The sequence below is a fragment of the Flavobacterium piscis genome (assembly GCF_001686925.1).
Lineage (GTDB): Bacteria > Bacteroidota > Bacteroidia > Flavobacteriales > Flavobacteriaceae > Flavobacterium > Flavobacterium piscis.
Map to the genome: position 1 here is coordinate 151,460 of NZ_LVEN01000010.1, position 18,225 is coordinate 169,684.

Consider the following 18,225-nt stretch of genomic DNA (forward strand, 5'->3'; position numbering starts at 1 on the left):
TTGATTAGCTCTAACTAACTTCTATCCCATTCGAAAAAATGGCAAATCAAAAAAACTTTTTCTCTTAGCGCCTTCGCAGCAAAACGTATTATTTCAACAAATACCCAAATCGAATCGATCCATAAAAATAACCTGAATTGGTATTCGTTTCCGGATCTCTTAATTCTCTGCCTCTATAAATAAAAGAATACGACATATTGAAGTTGTTATGTCTGTATTTTAATCCAAATTCGGCATTAAAACGAAGCGGTTCCAGCTCAAAAGTTAGCGGACTTGTATTACTAAACATGCTTCCCTGAATCGTAGCGTCATAAAATTGGTAATTAACGCTTGGCATCGCATAAAAATAAAACTCTCTGATATTGTATTGCGGTACAGAACTTACCGAGGCATCATGCAAATTCGAATCATAAATTGGCAGTAATTTTTTAAAACCAATTCGGGTTAAGAATCCCGTAGAAACGCCATCAAAGATAGTTCCCACGTTTGCTTCTGATTGAAAATGAAGGTCTATGAAATCGTTGTGTTTTGCAGAAAACATTTTCTTCGAATACATCACATGTGCCTGAACAGCAAAAGCATTATGCAATTGATTTTCCCAGCCAAATACTTCTTTATATCCAATTATATGATGAAAACTTTCCTGGGTTTCTTTTCCCAAAGCATTTGGTCCCATAAAACCTACCTGAAAATCAGTCTTTAAAACTGATTCGCTTTGGTAAAAAAAGCTTCTTCCCGCTTCTGCAAAAAGATATCCGGTAAAAGGGCGATCATTTATCGTTACAGCTTCTGCATTAATAAACCTGGGATTATAAATGTACTGACCAATACGGAATTCAGTGATTTTTTTGTTGATTTTAGGATTATCATTTTTCGATAAAAACCGATAAAAAAGTTCTAAACCATTGGTATAATACATATCATTTTTAGATGATGTGTACAAATCGTTGTCGGTAATAAAACCAATTTCTGTTGTTTTTACCTGACCAAAAGCCAAAGCCGTTGTCAATACGAGGAGCGCAATAAAAGATTTTTTATTTGGCATTATAATTTATTTTTCCAACCGCGCGCATTTCACGAACAATTCGTTCTTTTCTTCTGTTTATATAACTTGAAGATCCTGTTGCTTTAAATTTTCTTGGGTTTGGCAATATTGCAGCAATTCCGGCGGCCTGCATTGGTGTTAAGCTTGATGCATCACGACGGTACCAATGTTCTGTCGCGGCATAAGCACCGTACACTCCGTCTCCCATTTCGATACTATTAAGATAGACTTCCATAATACGTTCTTTGCCCCAAATTACTTCGATTAAAACCGTAAAATAAGCTTCGAGACCTTTACGGAAATAACTTTTGCCCTGCCATAAAAAGACATTTTTGGCGGTTTGCTGCGAGATCGTACTTCCGCCACGAATTCGGCGTCCGCGTTCGTTGCTTTTATATGCTTTTTGAAGCGCTTTAAAATCGAAACCATTATGCTTTAAAAAAGTTCCGTCTTCACTGGCGATTACAGCTTTTTGCAAATTCATCGAAATTTTCTCGATAGGTTCCCAATCGTGATCAAAGAAAACTTCTTTACCATCGAGTTTATTTTCGATCGCCCTAATCAGCATCAAAGGGGTAAACGGTACTGGAATATATTTAAAAAACACCACAGACGCGATTGAGATTCCGAAAAACCATAAACATAATTTTATAAAAAACCATTTTACTTTTTCACCAAAAGAGCGATTGCCTTTTTTTGGTGCTGCTTTAGGTTTTGGTTTCGGTTTGTTTGCGGTTGTTGTTTTTGGTATCGGTCTTTTGGTTACTCCCATTATATTAAATCTGCTAATTCTGTTCCTATTAAACTCCCAATCGCTACTCCCATTCCGCCTAAACGCACTCCACAAAACACGTTTTCAGACAGTTGAGCAACAACAGGATTTTTACTATTTCCAATTCCCATGATCCCACTCCAACGATGTGCGATCTGGAAATCCTGATTTGGTAAAATTACATTTTTAAGTAAATCCTCCAATTTATTTTGCACAATTTTCGTCTGCCCATATTGTGTTGTTGTTTCTGCCTCAAAATCAAGATTTCTGCCTCCGCCAAGCAAAATTCTATTTTCTATATTTCTGAAATAATAATAACCTCGATCCAGATGAAAAGTGCCTTTTATATCTAAATTTGCGATAGGTTCTGTAATTAAAACCTGTGCTCTTGCAGGTTGTACAGCTCCTTTTGTAATGGTATTTGCAAAACCATTTGTGGCAAAAAGTAGTTTATTCGATTTAAAACTAAAATCAGTCAAAACAATTTCGACCTGATTTCCTAAATCGGCATATGAAGTCACGGTTTGCTGGTTCAGAATTAAAATATTTGAAGAAACAGCCTGCCTTAGCAATTCCTGCATCATATTTCCGGTATCGACCTGAGCTTCAAAAGGATTAAAAATTAAATATTCATTCACCTTATCAAACCCAAATCGGTCCACTTCTTTAGAAAAAACATCGGCTTTAAAAAGTGGTTTTAAAATTTCATTTACAAAAGGCAATCTCGAAATGCATTCGCTAAATCCGCTTTCATCTTCTTTCAGGAATAATTCATATCCGCCGTGAGGTCTAAAATCAATCGCAGTATCCCCCAGTCTTTTTCGAAGTAATTGCAAACCTTTCCAACGTTTCTCGATTAGATTTATTACATCTTCTTCTGAATGTGTTTTGAGATCTTCCAAAATTTCAGAGAGACTTCCAAAACAGGCAAAACCGGCATTTTTTGTACTTGCACCTTGTGGCAGCATTCCTTTTTCTAACACCAGAATTTTTGCTGCAGGGAATCTTTCGCGTAAGCGTAATGCAGCATGCAATCCTACAATACCGCTGCCCACGATAGTATAATCAACATTTGTGAACCAATTTTTAAGTTCCCAATAACTTAATTCCATTTTTATCTTAAAATAAATTCCAATCTTTTGAATTCCAAATTCCAATTTAGGAAATAAATTTAAAACTTTATTTTCAATCGCCACGAATTCATGAATTTTCATTTTAAAAAATTATCAAAAAAAATTCGTGAATTCGTGCCAGAAAAACTTTAGTATAAACTTTTGGGATTTTTAACATTTTTGGGATTTGGAATTTAACTATTTGGAGTTTAAAAGTTGTATTTTTAGCCCCACGAATATTAGAATTTTATTATGAAAAAAGTATTATTTACAACCTTAATAATGATGAGTTTAAACGCTATCGGACAGAATGTAATGTCTCCGGAATTGTTATGGAAATTAGGAAGAGTAAGTGCTCTTGGACTTTCGAAAGATGCGAAGAATGTTGTTTTTAAGGTTTCGACGCCTTCGATCGAGGAAAACAAATCGTCTTCTAAATTTTACATTATCCCTGTAAATGGCGGAAATGCAACTGAAATTAAAGACACGAAAGATGTTTTGGCCGACAAAAATGTTTCGCCAGACGGAAAATTTTTAGTGTACAATGAAGAAGTAAAAATTGACAAGGTTTTAGGTAAAGATTTTTATCCAAAACTGGACAAATCTGATGCTCAAATCTACGATGGTTTAGATTATCGCCATTGGGATACCTGGAATGAAGGTAAATTTAACCACGTTTTTTATAAAGAAAACAAAGACGGCGCAAAAGGAATTGACATTTTGAAAGGTGAAAATTTTGATTCTCCGCAAAAACCTTTTGGTGGCGACGAAGATTATATCTGGTCTCCTGACGGAAAAAGTATTTTATATGTGTGCAAGAAAAAAGCTGGAACACAATATGCCATTTCTACCAATACAGATATTTATGAGTACAATTTAGAAACTCAAAAAACGACAAATAAAACCGAAGAAAACTTAGGTTACGATACGGCTCCACAATTTTCTCCAACAGGAAACTTAACCTGGCTGCAAATGAAACGTGACGGTTACGAAGCTGATAAAAACGATATTATTGTTGAATTTAAAGGAATCAAAACCAACTTAACGGCAAATTGGGACGGAACTGTAGATAATTTTATTTGGAGTAAAGATGGCAAAAACGTATTTTTTGTAGCTGCTGTTGATGGTACAAAACAATTGTTTACGGTAAACTTTCCTGGATTAACCAAAATTGCAATCAATGTTCGCCAATTGACTAAAGGAGATTTTGACGTAAATGATTTAGTAGGTTTGGCTGGTGATGACATTATTGTTACCAGAAATGATATGAATCACGCTCCCGAAATTTATTCTTTTAATTTAAAGAAAAACAGCTGGAAACAATTAACAAACGTAAATACCGAAACGTACAAGACATTAGCGTTAAGCAAAACAGAAAAACGTTATGTTACGACTACAGACGGTAAAAAAATGTTGGTTTGGGTAATTTTGCCTCCAAATTTTGATGCTTCTAAAAAATATCCAACTTTATTGTTTTGTCAGGGAGGACCACAATCTCCGTTGACACAATCGTATTCTTTCCGTTGGAATTTTCAATTAATGGCAGCTAAAGGTTATGTGGTGGTAGCACCAAACCGTCGTGGAATGCCAGGACATGGTGTAGAATGGAATGAGCAAATTAGTAAAGACTGGGGCGGACAGGTTATGGACGATTACTTATCAGCAATTGACGATGTAGCTAAAGAAAGTTATGTAGATAAATCACGTTTAGGTTGCGTTGGTGCAAGTTACGGTGGATATTCAGTATTTTATTTAGCCGGAATTCATAAAAACCGTTTCAAAACTTTTATCGCTCATGATGGCGTTTTCAATACGGTTAGTATGTTAGGAACTACAGAAGAGGTTTTCTTTAACAACTGGGATTTTGGCGGTGCTTACTGGGAAAAAGACAATGCTGTAGCGCAAAAAGCATACACTACTTTTAACCCTGCAACTTTGGTACAAAACTGGAACAAACCTATTTTGATTTTTCAGGGCGGAAAAGATTACCGTGTACCAATTGGGCAAGGACAAGAAGCTTTTCAGGCTGCGCAATTAAGAGGCATCAAATCAAGATTTGTATATTTCCCGGATGAAAATCATTGGGTTTTACATCCACAAAATGCTCAGGTTTGGCAAGGTGAATTTTTTAAATGGTTAGACGAGACACTTTAATCCCATAATTAAACGATAAAAATAGCCGTAGATTTATATAATCTGCGGCTATTTTGTTTTTCACTTCTTTTAATTATGTAAAATATTAGCATTAATTTGTATTTCTAAAACAGAAATTTTGAATAAATTGCAGCGATTTCACATCATAAAATCTTCTCAATCCCCACAATAGCAATCTATGGAGAGTAAAAAAAGTTATACAGCACTCAAAGTCCTTTTTAGTTACATTGCTCTTTTGGGATTAGTAGTTACTGTAGGATGGTTTTTATATTCTGAAAATGTAGTTTATAAAAAATTAGAAGATAAAATCGCTTTTGAAAAAACCAAGATCCTCAGGGTAAGTAAATTGTTTTCGAATGTGTATAAAACAGAAAGTTTAGCAAGGAAAACGATTCAGACTAATTCTGAACAAGATTTTAGAAGTTATATTATCGAAACTGATTCTTTAAAATCAAGAATCGATACTTTAAAACAAATTGTTACAACTCAATATCAAAAAACGTTACTGGATAGCGTTACGTATTTATTGTCTGAAAAAACGAAAAACATTCGGCAATTAAAAACCATAAAAAATAAGGCCGAAGACGAAGTCTCTGTTAATACTGCGATTGATGAAATTACCAAAATGGAGTTTAAACTTCGAAAATTAGAACTTCAGGATTTCAACAAAAACCCGAATCAGCTGGGCAGTTATCAGCGCAATGTACTGCAAAAATATGTTGATTATCTCAATCAGAATATTCCGGATGACAGCACGAATACATTGAGCAAACAAGCATCGGATTCTATTTTGGCCAATTCTAAAAAATTGTTAAGCAATGTAAAAATCAAGGCCGAAAAGAAAAAGGAATCGTTGAATTTTGAAGAGAACAAATTATTGAAAAATGAAATTGCCATTTCGGACCAGCTTCGTAAAGTACTTCGAATTATCGAAAGAGAAATTATCATTAACTCTATAAAAAACAATTCGCTAAAAGAAAAATCCCTTAAAAAAGTCAATGAAATTGTAACCGTTTCAGCTATTGTTGGTTTGGTCCTAACATTGTTTTTCTCAATTTTAATTGTGAGCGATTACTCAAAATCGCAGGTTTATAAAAAACAACTCGAAATTGCGAATTTCAAAACAAAGAATTTGCTTAAAAGCCGCGAACAGTTAATTTCGACGGTAAGTCACGATTTAAAAACGCCGCTGAGTACCATTGTGGGTTATTCTGAACTTTTGGGGAATTCTGATGTTACTACAAAGCAATCGTATTTCATTAAAAACATCAAAAACTCATCAGAATATATTACGCAATTGGTTCAGGATTTACTGGATTTCTCTAAGATTGAAGCCGGAAAAATCACGATCGAAAAAGTTCCGTTTTTATTACCTGACATTATTGATGAAGTTGCCAAAAGTATTCAGACCGTATACAAACACAAAAACATTGATCTTATTATTAATGTTGATGAGAAACTGAATTCGAAAATTGTTGGAGATCCTTTTAGACTGAAACAAATTTTAAGTAATATTATAGGAAACGCATATAAATTTACCGAAGAAGGTTTCATCAAAATAAGCGGATACATAGCTGAAAATGATCAATTTTATACCATTAGAATTGAAGATACAGGAATTGGAATCGAAAAAGGAAATCAGAAATTGGTTTTTGAAGAATTTGCGCAGGCCAATGAAAATATTGAAAAAGAATATGGAGGAACTGGTTTAGGATTGTCTATTTGCCAAAAAATAATTTCGATTTTGGGTGGAGATTTAAAACTGGAAAGCACATTTGGTAAAGGAAGTACTTTTGAAGTACAACTTCCGTTACAGTTTGATAATAGTCCAAATTCAGTTCCCGAAGTCAAAAAAACTCTAGTTCGTAATACTAAAAAACAAACTTTTATAGTTCTGGACGATGACATCAATCTTTTGAATTTGACAAGCGGCGTTTTAAAGCAGGAACAACATCAGGTCCTGTCTTTTAATAGTGGTATAAAAGCTTTAGAAGCGATCCAGAATACGAATTTCGATTTTATTATTACAGATATACAAATGCCGGAAATGGACGGTTTTGCTTTTTTGAAAAAATTAAAAAATTCTGGATATTCCACTTATAAAAACCAGCCTGTAATTGCCTTAACAGGAAGAACTGATCTTGACGCGGCTGTGTATAACGAAGCCGGTTTTACAACTGTAATACAAAAACCGTATTCGCCTAAAATATTACTGGAAACCATACATCTTATTTTAGAAAATGATACATTACCCAATGTTGACATTAATAAACAAGAACAAAAAACCAGTTCTCAATTGTATTCGTTGGATACACTAAAAGAATTTTTAGGTAATGATACTACGGCATTAAAAGAAGTTTTAAAATCATTTATCGAAAGCAGTTCTGAAAACTTAAATTTATTAGAGAATGCGATGATTGATAAAAACACAACCGAAATTAATTCAGTTGCACACCGAATTGCGCCAATGTTCAAGCAAATTCAGGCGCGTGAAATTGGTGAAATTTTAAAAGTCTTAGAAAATAAGGATCTTGAAACTTCTGATTTACCCGATATTTTTAAAGTTTTGAAAGCAAAAACAGATGTACTTTTTAAAGCTCTACATAAAGAAATAGCCTAATCTATATTGTAATGCTTTAATTTATTATAAAGTGTTTTTCTAGTGATTTTAAGTAATTTTGCCGCTTCGGATTTATTATTCTGTGCTTTTGATAAAGCATAGATTATTGCTTCTTTTTCGTTTTCTGACAAAGAAAAATCACTATTATTAGTTTGCTGTTTTTGGATCTGAAAAAACTCAACCGGCAACACATCACTTTGTATAAAATCGCCCTGAGTTAAAAGCGTAGCACGTTTGACACAGTTTTGAAGTTCACGCAAATTTCCAGGCCAGTTGTAGTTTTGAAAAATAGTAACTACTTCTGGTGAAAATCCGATGATATCTTTATTCAATTGCTGATTGGCCTTTTCAAGGAAATAATCGGCAAAAACCATTAAATCTTCGTCTCTGTCTTTTAATGATGGAGACTGAATAGAGAATTCGTTGATTCTATGATACAAATCTTCTCTAAAATCGCCATTTTTTACTGCTTCGCGCAAATCTTCATTGGTAGCCGTAATGATTCTAATATCAACATTAATTTCTTTATTACTACCAACAGGCTTGATTTTACGTTCCTGAAGCGCTCTTAAAAGCTGTATTTGATTTTCGTATGAAAGGTTCCCTATTTCATCTAAAAAAAGAGTTCCTCCATTAGCCGCTTCAAAATAACCCATTTTATCGCTGATGGCTCCGGTAAAAGATCCTTTCAAATGTCCGAAGAATTCACTTGCCGCCAATTCTTTCGGAATAGCTCCGCAATCGACTGCAATGAAATTATTGTTTTTCCGTAAACTTTGCTGGTGAATACTTTTGGCGATGATTTCTTTTCCGGTTCCGCTTTCTCCAATAATCAAAACCGACATATCAGTTGGACTTACCAAATGAATATGATCTAATAATTTTTTGGATGCAACTGAAATTCCTTTAACAAACTCATTTTCATTGCTATTAGTTTGCTTTTTTACAGATTTCTTTTCCTTTACAGGAATTTCTTCTTCTGTTTCTGAAGTTTTTAAAGCATTGGTAATAACCAGTAAAACCTCATCGGGATTGAAAGGTTTCGAAATATAATCAGCTGCGCCGTTTTTAATAGCTTTTACTGCAGTATTTACATCTGAATATCCTGTCATAAGAATTACAGGTATTTCAGGATACGATGTTTTAAACTCAGACATTAACCCAATACCATCAGAGTCAGGCAAGCGAAGATCTGTCAAAATTAAATCGAATGATTCTTTTTTGATGGCTAATCTTGCTTCTGCAGCAGAGAAGGCAATGGTTACTTCGTATGCTTTTTTTACCAGAAATTTTTCTAATAATTTGCAAAACGAAATATCATCTTCTATGAGTAATATCTTTGACATTTGTTTTTAGGGACTTTTTTGCTAAAATAAGACTATTAAAATTGTCTTTTCACAAAATTATGCAAAAAAAAAGAGATTGCATACTGCAATCTCTTTTTCACCAAAAACATAAATCTAAATTCACCTAATTTATATCTTCAACCAGTTGCCATTGACATCTGAAAAAACAGTAGCCTTTTGGTCACCAACCGATATTTCGAGTTTATACTCTTTTTTTTCATTTACAAATGCTTTGTCCAGTTTTGCTCCCGGATAAGCAGTTTGCAGTGCGGTTTTTATAGCAGGAGGTACAGCATCTGTACTCACTTCTGTATATTCTGCCTGAGCAGTAACAACCGTCTTAGTTTGTTCCGGCGTTACCTGATTACTTGCGTAAAGAGATAAACTGCCTAAAACTATTACTGCTGATAAGATTAACTTTTTCATGTTGCTCTCTTCTTAATTATTTTTTAATGATGTTTCCTGAAGCATCTGTAAATACAGTATACTTTTTGTCACCACTTGAAATTTCCAACTTGTACTCATTCTTTTCGTTTTTATAAGCTTTTTCAAGTTTTGTATTCGGAAAAGATTTTTCTACAGTTGATTTTACAGCTGCCGGAACAGCATCTGTACCAATTTCAGTAAATTCATCCTGAACTGTCACTGACTGAGTCATTGAAGTTGTTACAGGATTAGCTGCCTGAATTGACAAACTTCCTAAAATGATTGCTGCTGATAAGATTAACTTTTTCATAATAATAGTTTTTATGGGTTACTTAATTATTTTTTAATAATTTTACCAGTAGCATCTGTATAAACAGTAGACTTTTCACCTCTTACAGTGATTTCTATTTTATACTCTTTTTTCTCGTTTACATAAGCTTTGTCCAATTTTACACCTGGATAAGCCTCGTCTAACGCTGTTTTAATAGCTGCCGGTACGGCATCAACTTCTTTATATTCGTCCTGAATGTTTACTGATTGAACCATTGAACTTGTCACGGCTACATTCCCTGCTTGCATTGACAACCCTCCTAATAGGATAGCTGCCGATAAGATTAACTTTTTCATAGTGATAGTTTTTTACGGTTACTTTTTAATTATTTTTTAATCCAAGATCCATCTGCGTTAGCAAAAAGTGAACCTACTTTGTCACCTACTGTAACATCTAGTTTATACTCTGATTTAGCATTTTTGTATGCTTTTGAAAGTACTGCATCCGGATACGCTTTTTTAAGAGCATCTGTAATTGCAACTGGTACTTCTTCTAATTTAATTTCAGTGTATTCGTCCTGAATTGAAATTGTTTTTACGATTGTATTTGTTATTGGCGAAGTTGAAGCAAATGATGTTAAACCTCCCAAAACGATTGCGGCTGATAAAAATAGATTTTTCATAATAGTTATATTTTAATATTGTTAATTTTATTTTAGTATTGCTAATTCGAATCTGCATGAGAATCTAGTTTAGCGTGATTATTTTTTAATCCAGGTTCCGTCTGCATTAGCAAAAAGATTCCCTACTTTGTCACCAACGGTAACGTCTAATTTATATTCTGATTTTTCGTTTTTATATGCTTTAGTAATTACAGCATCCGGATAAGCTTTTTTCAAAGACTCAGCAATTGGAGCTGGCAGTTCTTCTAATTTGATTTCTGTATATTCGTCTTCAATAGAAATCGTTTTTACGATAGTATTTGTAATAGGAGTAGTTGAAGCGAATGAAGTTAAACTTCCTAAAACAATTGCGGCTGATAAAAATAGATTTTTCATAATGTATATATTTTAATTATTTAATAGTTGTTTACGCTTTAGATAATGAAAATATTGTGCCGCAACGCAAACGTTACCTCCCTAACTGCTTAATCTCTTATTTTTAAAGGGTTTAAGCCACATGTGCCAAAATTATGAATTGTGAATAAGTGTGTAATTCTCTTAAATGTTGTGTAAAAAGTATACACAAATAGTGTTTACTTAGAGAATTTCAATGAGGAAACTGCTAAACTTAGATCTTGCAAAACAAAAAAACATCTGGATCATGATTCCTTTGTAATTATTTTCTACCAACGAAATATTCCTAACGGAATAACAAACACAACATACTGTTTAATGCAGGCCAATTAAACAACAAAACCCGATAGCATGAAATCTATCGGGTTTAGCACTATTATAAAACAAAAAAGGCTGCCAAAAATTGACAGCCTTTATATTATTCTTCTATAGGTTTCATTTTAAATGTATCCATAAATGCAGTTGTATAATCTCCTGCAATATATCTAGGATCATCCATTAATTGTCTATGGAAAGGTATTGTAGTTTTAACTCCTTCGATAACGAATTCATCCAAAGCTCTTCGCATTTTGCTGATTGCTTCTTCACGAGATTGTGCCGTTGTAATTAACTTAGCAATCATCGAATCGTAATTTGGTGGAATTGTATAGCCAGAGTAAACGTGAGTATCTAAACGGACTCCGTGACCTCCCGGCATATGAAGTGTAGTGATTTTTCCTGGTGAAGGACGGAAATCATTATAAGGATCTTCAGCATTAATACGACATTCGATAGCGTGTAATTCCGGCAAATAGTTTCTACCTGAAATTGGAATTCCGGCAGCAACCATAATTTGCTCACGAATTAAATCGTAATCAATTACTTGTTCTGTAATTGGGTGCTCTACCTGAATACGAGTATTCATTTCCATGAAATAGAAATTTCTGTGTTTGTCAACCAAAAATTCTACAGTACCAGCTCCTTCGTATTTAATAAATTCAGCAGCTTTTACAGCAGCTTCTCCCATTGCAGTACGTAATTCATCAGTCATGAAAGGTGAAGGCGTTTCTTCAGTCAATTTTTGGTGACGACGTTGTACAGAACAATCTCTTTCAGAAAGGTGACATGCTTTTCCGTAAGAATCTCCAACAACCTGAATTTCGATATGACGTGGTTCTTCAATAAGTTTCTCCATGTACATTCCGTCATTTCCAAATGCAGCAGCAGCTTCCTGACGTGCACTTTCCCAAGCTTTCAATAATTCATCTTCTTTCCAAACCGCACGCATTCCTTTTCCACCACCACCTGCTGTTGCTTTAAGCATTACAGGGTAACCAAATTCTTTAGCTAATTTTTGTGTTTGTTCGAAAGATTCTAATAATCCTTCAGAACCTGGTACACATGGAACCCCTGCTGCTTTCATTGTAGCTTTTGCAGAAGCTTTATCTCCCATTCTGTCAATCATTTCAGGAGCGGCACCAATAAATTTGATTCCGTGTTCCTGACAAATTTTAGAGAATTTAGCATTCTCAGAAAGAAAACCATAACCTGGATGTATTGCGTCTGCATTTGTAATTTCTGCAGCAGCAATAATATTTGACATTTTCAAATACGATAAGTTACTTGGAGGAGGACCAATACAAACCGCTTCGTCAGCAAACTTAACATGTAGACTTTCTGCATCGGCTGTAGAGTAAACTGCTACAGTTTTGATTCCCATTTCCTTACATGTACGAATTACACGAAGTGCAATTTCTCCTCTATTCGCAATTAATATTTTTTTAAACATCTTTTTAAAATTAGATAATTAGATAATTAGATAATTGGATAATTAGATTTTAAGCACTTTTAAGAAAGTCTAAAAATCTAAAAATCTAACGATCTAAAATTAAGATGGATCAACTAAGAACAAAGGTTGGTCAAATTCTACAGGAGACATATCGTCAACAAGAATTTTTACAATTTTACCTGAAACTTCTGATTCGATTTCGTTAAATAATTTCATTGCTTCAATTACACAAAGAACATCACCTTTAGAAATAGTACTTCCAACTTCAGTAAATACTGGTTTGTCCGGAGATGGTTTTCTATAGAAAGTTCCAATAATTGGAGATTTAATAGTAATGAATTTAGAATCTTCTGCCGGAACAGATGCTTCGCTAGTTACGTTTACAACAGCTGGAGCTTGTTGAGGAGCAACTGCTTGTGGCAAGGCAGCCTGAGCAGGCAATTGTTGTACATAAGTAGTTTCAGTTACATTTCCTTCTAAAGTTGTTCTAATCGTGATTTTTACATCATCCATTTCTAACTTTACCTCTGCAACTCCCGAATTTGCTACAAATTTGATTAGGTTTTGAATTTCTTTTAAATCCATAATGATTTGTTTTTAGTTTTAATTTATTTCTTATCGTAAGCCCATTTTAGGTAAATAGATCCCCAAGTGAATCCACCACCAAAAGCGGCAAAAATAATATTATCTCCTTTTTTGAACTGGTGCTCAAAATCGCTTAATACCAACGGCAACGTTGCTGAAGTTGTATTACCATATCTTTCGATATTCATTAATACTTTTGATTCTTCAAGATTCATTCTGCTTGCAGTAGCATCTATAATACGTTTGTTTGCCTGATGCGGCACTAACCAATTAACATCTTCGTTAGTTAAATTGTTTCTTTTCAAAATCAACTCACTTGCATCAGCCATATTCGTTACAGCATATTTAAAAACGGTTTTTCCGTCCTGAATAATATTGTGTTGATTGTTTTGAACGGTTTCTAAAGTAGTTGGTATTAGAGAACCACCGGCAGGAATTTTAAGAAAATCGCGTCCTACACCATCGCTTCGTAAGTATTCATCTTGCAAGCCTAAGCCTTCATAATTTGGTTCAAAAAGAACAGCTCCCGCTCCATCTCCAAAAATAATACAAGTTGCTCTGTCTGTATAATCTACAATTGATGACATTTTATCGGCACCAATTAACAGTACTTTTTTGTATCGCCCTGACTGCACATAAGCTGCAGCAGTTGACATTCCGTATAAGAAACTTGAACACGCTGCCTGCAAATCGTATGCAAATGCATTGGTAGCTCCAATTTCTGTTGCAACATAAACTCCTGTAGAGGCTACTGGCATATCGGCAGTAGCTGTTGCCATTATAATCATATCAATCTCTAAAGGATCAATATTTGCTTTCGCAATTAAATCTTGTGCTGCTTTTATGGCAAGAAACGACGTTCCTTTATCAGCATCTTTAAGAATCCTTCTTTCTTTAATTCCAGTACGAGTAGTAATCCATTCGTCATTGGTATCGACCATTGTTTCTAATACTTTGTTCGAAAGAACGAAGTCAGGAACATAAGCTCCAACAGCGGTAATTGCGGCTGTGATTGTATTCATTATATTCTATTATTTCGTTTCAAATACTACGTACCTGAAAAATTTTTAAAAGACTTGAAAATTACAAAAAAAAACGAAATGAATTTGTATGCATTTTCTTAAAAAAAGAAAATTATAACCAACAAAAAAAACTCTCACTATGTGAGAGTTCTAGTATCATTTACAAAAACGTATTAAGCAACCGCTACAGATTTATCGATAACAACTTGCCCTCTGTAATACATTTTACCTTCATGCCAGTAAGCTCTGTGGTATAAATGTGCTTCTCCAGTAATAGGACATGTAGCGATTTGAGCTACAGTAGCTTTATAATGTGTTCTTCTCTTATCTCTTCTTGTTTTCGAGATTTTTCTCTTAGGATGTGCCATTTTACTATATTATTTATCCGTTAATAGTTTCTTTAATTTGTCCCAACGCGGGTCAATATCTTCTTCTTGTTTACTCTCTTCTTTTTGTTCTTTGACTTTGTTTACTGTCAGTTCATTTAGTTTTTTCAAGGCTTCGGTTTGTAAACTTCCGTCTTTTACTCCTGGATGAACTCGTTTTAGCGGCACCGAAAGGGCAATCATTTCATAAATGTATTGCGCAACATCTATTTCATGTTCTCCGTGCGGCAAGATCAACAACTCTTCGTTATCATTATTGAATTCATCTCCAAAACGAACAATTAATTTCATTTTTCCCTTTATAGGAAGATCGAAATCTTCGCCTGTTAGATCACAAGGCACATTTACAGTTCCTTTGTGTTTGAATTCCAACTCTAACATGTTGCTTTTCTTATCTAAAACTAAACCTACTTTGATATCTGAACTTTGAAATTCGTCGTAATCAAAGTTCGCAAAGAACGTGTTACTTATTTGATACTCAAAATGGTGTTTTCCTAGCTTTAACCCTATGAAAGGAATTAAAAATTCTTTTGTTTTGCTCATTTCAACATCAATTTCGCCAACTCGTATCTAAAAATCAGATACCTGAATTGGGGTGCAAAGATATAAAATTATTATAAAACTAATAATCTTATTCACCTTTTTTTGTTTATAACTGTTTTTCTTTTATTTTAAGAGGTTTTTGAGTAATCTCTTCGTACTGATTTCTCGAGTGAAAAATATCTATTGCAAGATAAACCGCCTCTTTAAATGAATTATAATCTGCCATGTCTTTTCCAGCAATATCGTATGCTGTACCATGATCCGGCGATGTTCTGATCTTATTTAATCCTGCTGTGTAATTTACTCCTTTCCCAAAAGATAATGTTTTAAAAGGTATCAATCCCTGGTCATGATACGTTGCTACAATAGCATCATATTTTTCATATTGACCGCTTCCAAAAAAACCATCGGCAGAAAATGGTCCAAAAACCATCGTTCCGGCATCAAATATTTTCTTTAAAGCAGGTTTTAAAACCAAATCATCTTCTTTTCCTATTACTCCGCCATCACCCGCATGCGGATTCAATCCTAAAACAGCAATTTTTGGCCTTACAATACTAAAATCCTGAATCAAAGATTTTCTGACGGTTTCAATTTTTCTTGTAATTAATTCTTCCGTTAAATGCGAAGAAACTTCACTTAAAGGAACATGATCTGTCAATAAACCCACTCTCAAATTATCCTGAACCATCATCATCAATGCATTTCCTTCTAATTCCTGATCTAAATAATCGGTATGTCCCGGAAATTTAAAATCTTCTGACTGAATATTATACTTATTGATGGGCGCTGTAACCAATACATCAATCAAACCTTCTTTTAAAGCCTTAGTCGCCGCAACAAATGATTTTATAGCATACTCGCCAATTTTCTCATCGTTTGTCCCTAAATTGATATCTACTCCTTCTTTCCAAAGATTAAATACGTTTACTTTTCCAACCACAACCTGATCGAGTTTATCAACGCCATGAAACTGAACTGTAGAAGTAAAGCTCTTTTTTACAAAAGAAAGTATTTTAGCATTGGCAAAAATAACCGGCGTACACATTTCTAACATGCGAGAATCTTCGAATGTTTTAAGTATAACTTCGCTTCCAATACCGTTTAAATCTCCAATTGAAATTCCAACAATTATATTTTCTGCTTTTTTATTCATGAGCTCAGGTTATTTATTACTAATTTTGATGTGCAAATTTAGTAAAATAAAACAACAATGTTTACAGGAATTATAGAAACCCTTGGAAGGATTCACGAAATAAAAAAAGAGCAAAGCAATCTTCACGTAACAGTAGAAGCTTCGATTACAAATGAATTAAAAATAGATCAAAGCGTTTCGCATAACGGAATATGCCTGACGGTTGTCGCGATAAATGACTCCTTTTATACGGTAACTGCTATTGAAGAAACGATTTCAAAAACAAATATTGGCGACTGGAAGGTTGGCGATATTGTAAATCTGGAAAGAGGAATGAAATTGGGCGACCGCCTTGACGGACATATTGTACAAGGTCATGTTGACCAAACAGGAACGTGCATTAAAATCGAAGAAGCAAACGGAAGCTGGAATTATACTTTTGAATACGACAAAAACCTCAGTAATATAACTATCGAGAAAGGTTCTATAACAGTAAACGGAGTAAGCCTTACGGTTGTAAACTCTAAAACAAACGAATTTAGTGTTTCGATCATTCCGTATACTTACGAAAACACCAATTTTAAAAACTTCAAAGTTGGCACAAAAATAAATCTGGAATTTGATGTAGTTGGAAAATATATCTCAAGACTTTATTCAGTAAACAAATAAATAGAGAAATCATTCATAAAAAAAGCTTCAATTTATATTGAAGCTTTTTTTATTTTATTTTTATATACAATAGTAGTACCTAAAATCAGACCCGCAATTAACAAGAGAAAAATATTTTCATCAATTGGCAAATAAATCTTACCCGGTACTGGAAGACAATCTTCACACTCATCATCCTCTAATGCACTTGTCGCATTTTCCGGACTCGGAGGATGAACTTCTGCTTTAACACTTGATATCGAAACCAAAACAACAAAAAACAACAAAAAAACTATTCTTATTCCCTTCATAATTTTAACATGCTGCATTACAGCAAGGTAGATTGTTAAATTTATTAAAATTTAATATAATTCGCACAAAAACAGGGGCTTAGACGCAAATATTTGACAAAAGTATATGTTTTTTGTAAAAAAACAAGATTTAAAGCAAAAAACGACCAAAAAAGTAAAAATTACTTTTTAACGTAGGAATAGACCCAAAAAAAAACAAAATATCTTTTAATTATTTATGTATTATTTTACAATTTAAAACGTCAACATTAATACATTTCACCACCAAACAACAGCTAATCAATTAACAGCCATGATATTAAAGATTTTTCAGACAAAAAAATCATTAAAAAACTCCAAAAAAAAATGCCTTTACATTTCTGTAAAGGCATTTTTATGTGGTCCCACCTGGGCTCGAACCAGGGACCACCTGATTATGAGTCAGGTGCTCTAACCAGCTGAGCTATAGGACCGGTTTGAGGATGCAATATTACTACTATTTTTAATTCACTCCAAATATTTTGGGATATGATTTGTAATTAATTTTAAATAATAGTCAGTCTTTTTAAAACACAATTGATTTTCAATCGATTATTTCAGATTCTTAAAAAATATTTTTTTATCTAATTTCCTGGCAAAGCTCTACTAAAACCCCATTTGTGTTTTTTGGATGCAAAAAAACTACCAATTTATTGTCGGCGCCTTTTTTTGGAACTTCGTTTATCAATACAAAACCTTCATTTTTTAAACGACTAATTTCAGAATAGATATCTTCGACATCAAAAGCGATATGATGAATCCCTTCTCCTTTTTTTTCTAAAAACTTAGCAATTGGACTTTCCGGATTTGTTGCCATCAAAAGTTCAATTTTATTGGTTCCTGTTTGAAAAAAAGACGTTAAGACTCCTTCACTCTCCACCGCTTCTTCTTTATAGGACGGAACGCCTAATAATTTTTCGAACAAAATAGTAGCATCTTGCATGTTTTTTACCGCGATTCCGATATGCTCAATCTTATTTACCATCTT

The 18,225-nt window shown here is 33.7% G+C and carries 20 protein-coding genes and 1 tRNA gene; 3 read left to right on the forward strand and 18 right to left on the reverse strand.

The features are described 5' to 3' along the window. Positions 1-88: 88 nt before the first annotated feature. Genes FLP_RS06230 through FLP_RS06240 form a run of 3 tightly spaced genes read right to left on the reverse strand, consistent with a single transcriptional unit; the run spans position 89 to position 2,929 of the window. Positions 89-1,045 carry a lipid A deacylase LpxR family protein gene (locus FLP_RS06230; RefSeq protein ID WP_065448656.1) on the reverse strand — a complete coding sequence of 319 codons (957 nt, stop codon included), beginning with the start codon at positions 1,043-1,045 and terminating at the stop codon, positions 89-91. Further along, a complete protein-coding gene (gene mtgA / locus FLP_RS06235) occupies positions 1,035-1,817 on the reverse strand; it encodes a monofunctional biosynthetic peptidoglycan transglycosylase (RefSeq protein WP_065448657.1) in 783 nt (260 codons plus the stop codon). Before mtgA ends, FLP_RS06230 begins: the two co-directional genes overlap by 11 nt. After that, positions 1,817-2,929 carry an NAD(P)/FAD-dependent oxidoreductase gene (locus tag FLP_RS06240; protein ID WP_065448798.1) on the reverse strand — a complete coding sequence of 371 codons (1,113 nt, stop codon included), beginning with the start codon at positions 2,927-2,929 and terminating at the stop codon, positions 1,817-1,819. The genes mtgA and FLP_RS06240 overlap by 1 nt, the downstream gene beginning before the upstream one ends. Positions 2,930-3,181: 252 nt before the next feature. Here FLP_RS06240 and FLP_RS06245 point away from each other — a divergent pair, with 252 nt between their 5' ends. Together FLP_RS06245 and FLP_RS06250 are read left to right on the forward strand one after the other, a co-directional pair. After that, positions 3,182-5,083, forward strand: coding sequence for a S9 family peptidase (locus FLP_RS06245; RefSeq protein WP_065448658.1), 1,902 nt, complete (start codon positions 3,182-3,184; stop codon positions 5,081-5,083). Positions 5,084-5,261: 178 nt separating this feature from the next. Beyond that, positions 5,262-7,703 (forward strand): hybrid sensor histidine kinase/response regulator, encoded by a 2,442-nt coding sequence (locus FLP_RS06250; protein ID WP_065448659.1) that lies wholly within the window; start codon positions 5,262-5,264, stop codon positions 7,701-7,703. Here the strand turns inward: FLP_RS06250 and FLP_RS06255 are convergent. The 12 genes from FLP_RS06255 to pdxA form a co-directional block, all read right to left on the reverse strand. Beyond that, positions 7,700-9,049, reverse strand: a complete 1,350-nt coding sequence (locus FLP_RS06255) for a sigma-54-dependent transcriptional regulator (protein WP_065448660.1) — start codon at positions 9,047-9,049, stop codon at positions 7,700-7,702. The two genes, FLP_RS06250 and FLP_RS06255, sit on opposite strands and share 4 nt — an antisense overlap. Positions 9,050-9,178: 129 nt before the next feature. After that, positions 9,179-9,475, reverse strand: coding sequence for a PepSY-like domain-containing protein (locus FLP_RS06260; protein WP_065448661.1), 297 nt, complete (start codon positions 9,473-9,475; stop codon positions 9,179-9,181). A gap of 16 nt (positions 9,476-9,491) precedes the next feature. Further along, the gene (locus tag FLP_RS06265; RefSeq protein ID WP_065448662.1) at positions 9,492-9,785 is read right to left on the reverse strand and encodes a PepSY-like domain-containing protein; all 294 of its coding nucleotides are present in this window, start codon (positions 9,783-9,785) and stop codon (positions 9,492-9,494) included. Between the two features lie 26 nt (positions 9,786-9,811). Then, positions 9,812-10,102 (reverse strand): hypothetical protein, encoded by a 291-nt coding sequence (locus FLP_RS06270; RefSeq protein WP_065448663.1) that lies wholly within the window; start codon positions 10,100-10,102, stop codon positions 9,812-9,814. A gap of 29 nt (positions 10,103-10,131) precedes the next feature. Next, positions 10,132-10,428: a hypothetical protein gene (locus FLP_RS06275; RefSeq protein WP_065448664.1), complete on the reverse strand. Its 297-nt coding sequence runs from the start codon at positions 10,426-10,428 to the stop codon at positions 10,132-10,134. A 78-nt stretch (positions 10,429-10,506) separates the two neighbouring features. Then, positions 10,507-10,803: a hypothetical protein gene (locus FLP_RS06280; protein WP_065448665.1), complete on the reverse strand. Its 297-nt coding sequence runs from the start codon at positions 10,801-10,803 to the stop codon at positions 10,507-10,509. Positions 10,804-11,239: 436 nt separating this feature from the next. Then, on the reverse strand, positions 11,240-12,589 hold the full coding sequence (gene accC / locus FLP_RS06285) for an acetyl-CoA carboxylase biotin carboxylase subunit (RefSeq protein WP_065448666.1): 1,350 nt from the start codon (positions 12,587-12,589) through the stop codon (positions 11,240-11,242). A 99-nt stretch (positions 12,590-12,688) separates the two neighbouring features. Beyond that, entirely contained in the window at positions 12,689-13,174 is a 486-nt protein-coding gene (gene accB, locus FLP_RS06290) for an acetyl-CoA carboxylase biotin carboxyl carrier protein (protein WP_055093857.1), read from the reverse strand. A gap of 23 nt (positions 13,175-13,197) precedes the next feature. Next, complete coding sequence (locus FLP_RS06295) at positions 13,198-14,196, reverse strand: beta-ketoacyl-ACP synthase III (protein WP_065448667.1); 999 nt, start codon at positions 14,194-14,196, stop codon at positions 13,198-13,200. A 173-nt stretch (positions 14,197-14,369) separates the two neighbouring features. Next, the gene (gene rpmF, locus FLP_RS06300; RefSeq protein ID WP_007137315.1) at positions 14,370-14,564 is read right to left on the reverse strand and encodes a 50S ribosomal protein L32; all 195 of its coding nucleotides are present in this window, start codon (positions 14,562-14,564) and stop codon (positions 14,370-14,372) included. Between the two features lie 9 nt (positions 14,565-14,573). Continuing rightward, entirely contained in the window at positions 14,574-15,125 is a 552-nt protein-coding gene (locus tag FLP_RS06305) for a YceD family protein (protein WP_065448668.1), read from the reverse strand. A 106-nt stretch (positions 15,126-15,231) separates the two neighbouring features. Then, a complete protein-coding gene (pdxA, locus tag FLP_RS06310; protein WP_065448669.1) occupies positions 15,232-16,281 on the reverse strand; it encodes a 4-hydroxythreonine-4-phosphate dehydrogenase PdxA in 1,050 nt (349 codons plus the stop codon). A gap of 57 nt (positions 16,282-16,338) precedes the next feature. Between pdxA and FLP_RS06315 the strand changes: the two genes are divergently transcribed. After that, a complete protein-coding gene (locus FLP_RS06315) occupies positions 16,339-16,929 on the forward strand; it encodes a riboflavin synthase (protein WP_065448670.1) in 591 nt (196 codons plus the stop codon). 32 nt (positions 16,930-16,961) lie between these two features. Here FLP_RS06315 and FLP_RS06320 read toward each other — a convergent pair whose 3' ends face one another. From FLP_RS06320 to mce, 3 genes are all read right to left on the reverse strand, one after another. Then, positions 16,962-17,219, reverse strand: coding sequence for a hypothetical protein (locus FLP_RS06320; protein WP_123921648.1), 258 nt, complete (start codon positions 17,217-17,219; stop codon positions 16,962-16,964). Positions 17,220-17,597: 378 nt separating this feature from the next. After that, a tRNA-Ile gene (locus FLP_RS06325) sits at positions 17,598-17,671 on the reverse strand. Positions 17,672-17,817: 146 nt separating this feature from the next. Next, positions 17,818-18,222 (reverse strand): methylmalonyl-CoA epimerase, encoded by a 405-nt coding sequence (mce, locus tag FLP_RS06330; RefSeq protein WP_065448672.1) that lies wholly within the window; start codon positions 18,220-18,222, stop codon positions 17,818-17,820. Between the last annotated feature and the right edge of the window lie 3 nt (positions 18,223-18,225).

What these genes read in the sequence shown, in the direction of transcription:
- FLP_RS06230 (WP_065448656.1), bottom strand. Translation starts at nt 1,045, where the DNA reads ATGCCAAATAAAAAATCTTTTATTGCGCTCCTCGTATTGACAACGGCT.
- mtgA (WP_065448657.1), bottom strand. Translation starts at nt 1,817, where the DNA reads ATGGGAGTAACCAAAAGACCGATACCAAAAACAACAACCGCAAACAAA.
- FLP_RS06240 (WP_065448798.1), bottom strand. Translation starts at nt 2,929, where the DNA reads ATGGAATTAAGTTATTGGGAACTTAAAAATTGGTTCACAAATGTTGAT.
- FLP_RS06245 (WP_065448658.1), top strand. Translation starts at nt 3,182, where the DNA reads ATGAAAAAAGTATTATTTACAACCTTAATAATGATGAGTTTAAACGCT.
- FLP_RS06250 (WP_065448659.1), top strand. Translation starts at nt 5,262, where the DNA reads ATGGAGAGTAAAAAAAGTTATACAGCACTCAAAGTCCTTTTTAGTTAC.
- FLP_RS06255 (WP_065448660.1), bottom strand. Translation starts at nt 9,049, where the DNA reads ATGTCAAAGATATTACTCATAGAAGATGATATTTCGTTTTGCAAATTA.
- FLP_RS06260 (WP_065448661.1), bottom strand. Translation starts at nt 9,475, where the DNA reads ATGAAAAAGTTAATCTTATCAGCAGTAATAGTTTTAGGCAGTTTATCT.
- FLP_RS06265 (WP_065448662.1), bottom strand. Translation starts at nt 9,785, where the DNA reads ATGAAAAAGTTAATCTTATCAGCAGCAATCATTTTAGGAAGTTTGTCA.
- FLP_RS06270 (WP_065448663.1), bottom strand. Translation starts at nt 10,102, where the DNA reads ATGAAAAAGTTAATCTTATCGGCAGCTATCCTATTAGGAGGGTTGTCA.
- FLP_RS06275 (WP_065448664.1), bottom strand. Translation starts at nt 10,428, where the DNA reads ATGAAAAATCTATTTTTATCAGCCGCAATCGTTTTGGGAGGTTTAACA.
- FLP_RS06280 (WP_065448665.1), bottom strand. Translation starts at nt 10,803, where the DNA reads ATGAAAAATCTATTTTTATCAGCCGCAATTGTTTTAGGAAGTTTAACT.
- accC (WP_065448666.1), bottom strand. Translation starts at nt 12,589, where the DNA reads ATGTTTAAAAAAATATTAATTGCGAATAGAGGAGAAATTGCACTTCGT.
- accB (WP_055093857.1), bottom strand. Translation starts at nt 13,174, where the DNA reads ATGGATTTAAAAGAAATTCAAAACCTAATCAAATTTGTAGCAAATTCG.
- FLP_RS06295 (WP_065448667.1), bottom strand. Translation starts at nt 14,196, where the DNA reads ATGAATACAATCACAGCCGCAATTACCGCTGTTGGAGCTTATGTTCCT.
- rpmF (WP_007137315.1), bottom strand. Translation starts at nt 14,564, where the DNA reads ATGGCACATCCTAAGAGAAAAATCTCGAAAACAAGAAGAGATAAGAGA.
- FLP_RS06305 (WP_065448668.1), bottom strand. Translation starts at nt 15,125, where the DNA reads ATGAGCAAAACAAAAGAATTTTTAATTCCTTTCATAGGGTTAAAGCTA.
- pdxA (WP_065448669.1), bottom strand. Translation starts at nt 16,281, where the DNA reads ATGAATAAAAAAGCAGAAAATATAATTGTTGGAATTTCAATTGGAGAT.
- FLP_RS06315 (WP_065448670.1), top strand. Translation starts at nt 16,339, where the DNA reads ATGTTTACAGGAATTATAGAAACCCTTGGAAGGATTCACGAAATAAAA.
- FLP_RS06320 (WP_123921648.1), bottom strand. Translation starts at nt 17,219, where the DNA reads ATGAAGGGAATAAGAATAGTTTTTTTGTTGTTTTTTGTTGTTTTGGTT.
- mce (WP_065448672.1), bottom strand. Translation starts at nt 18,222, where the DNA reads ATGGTAAATAAGATTGAGCATATCGGAATCGCGGTAAAAAACATGCAA.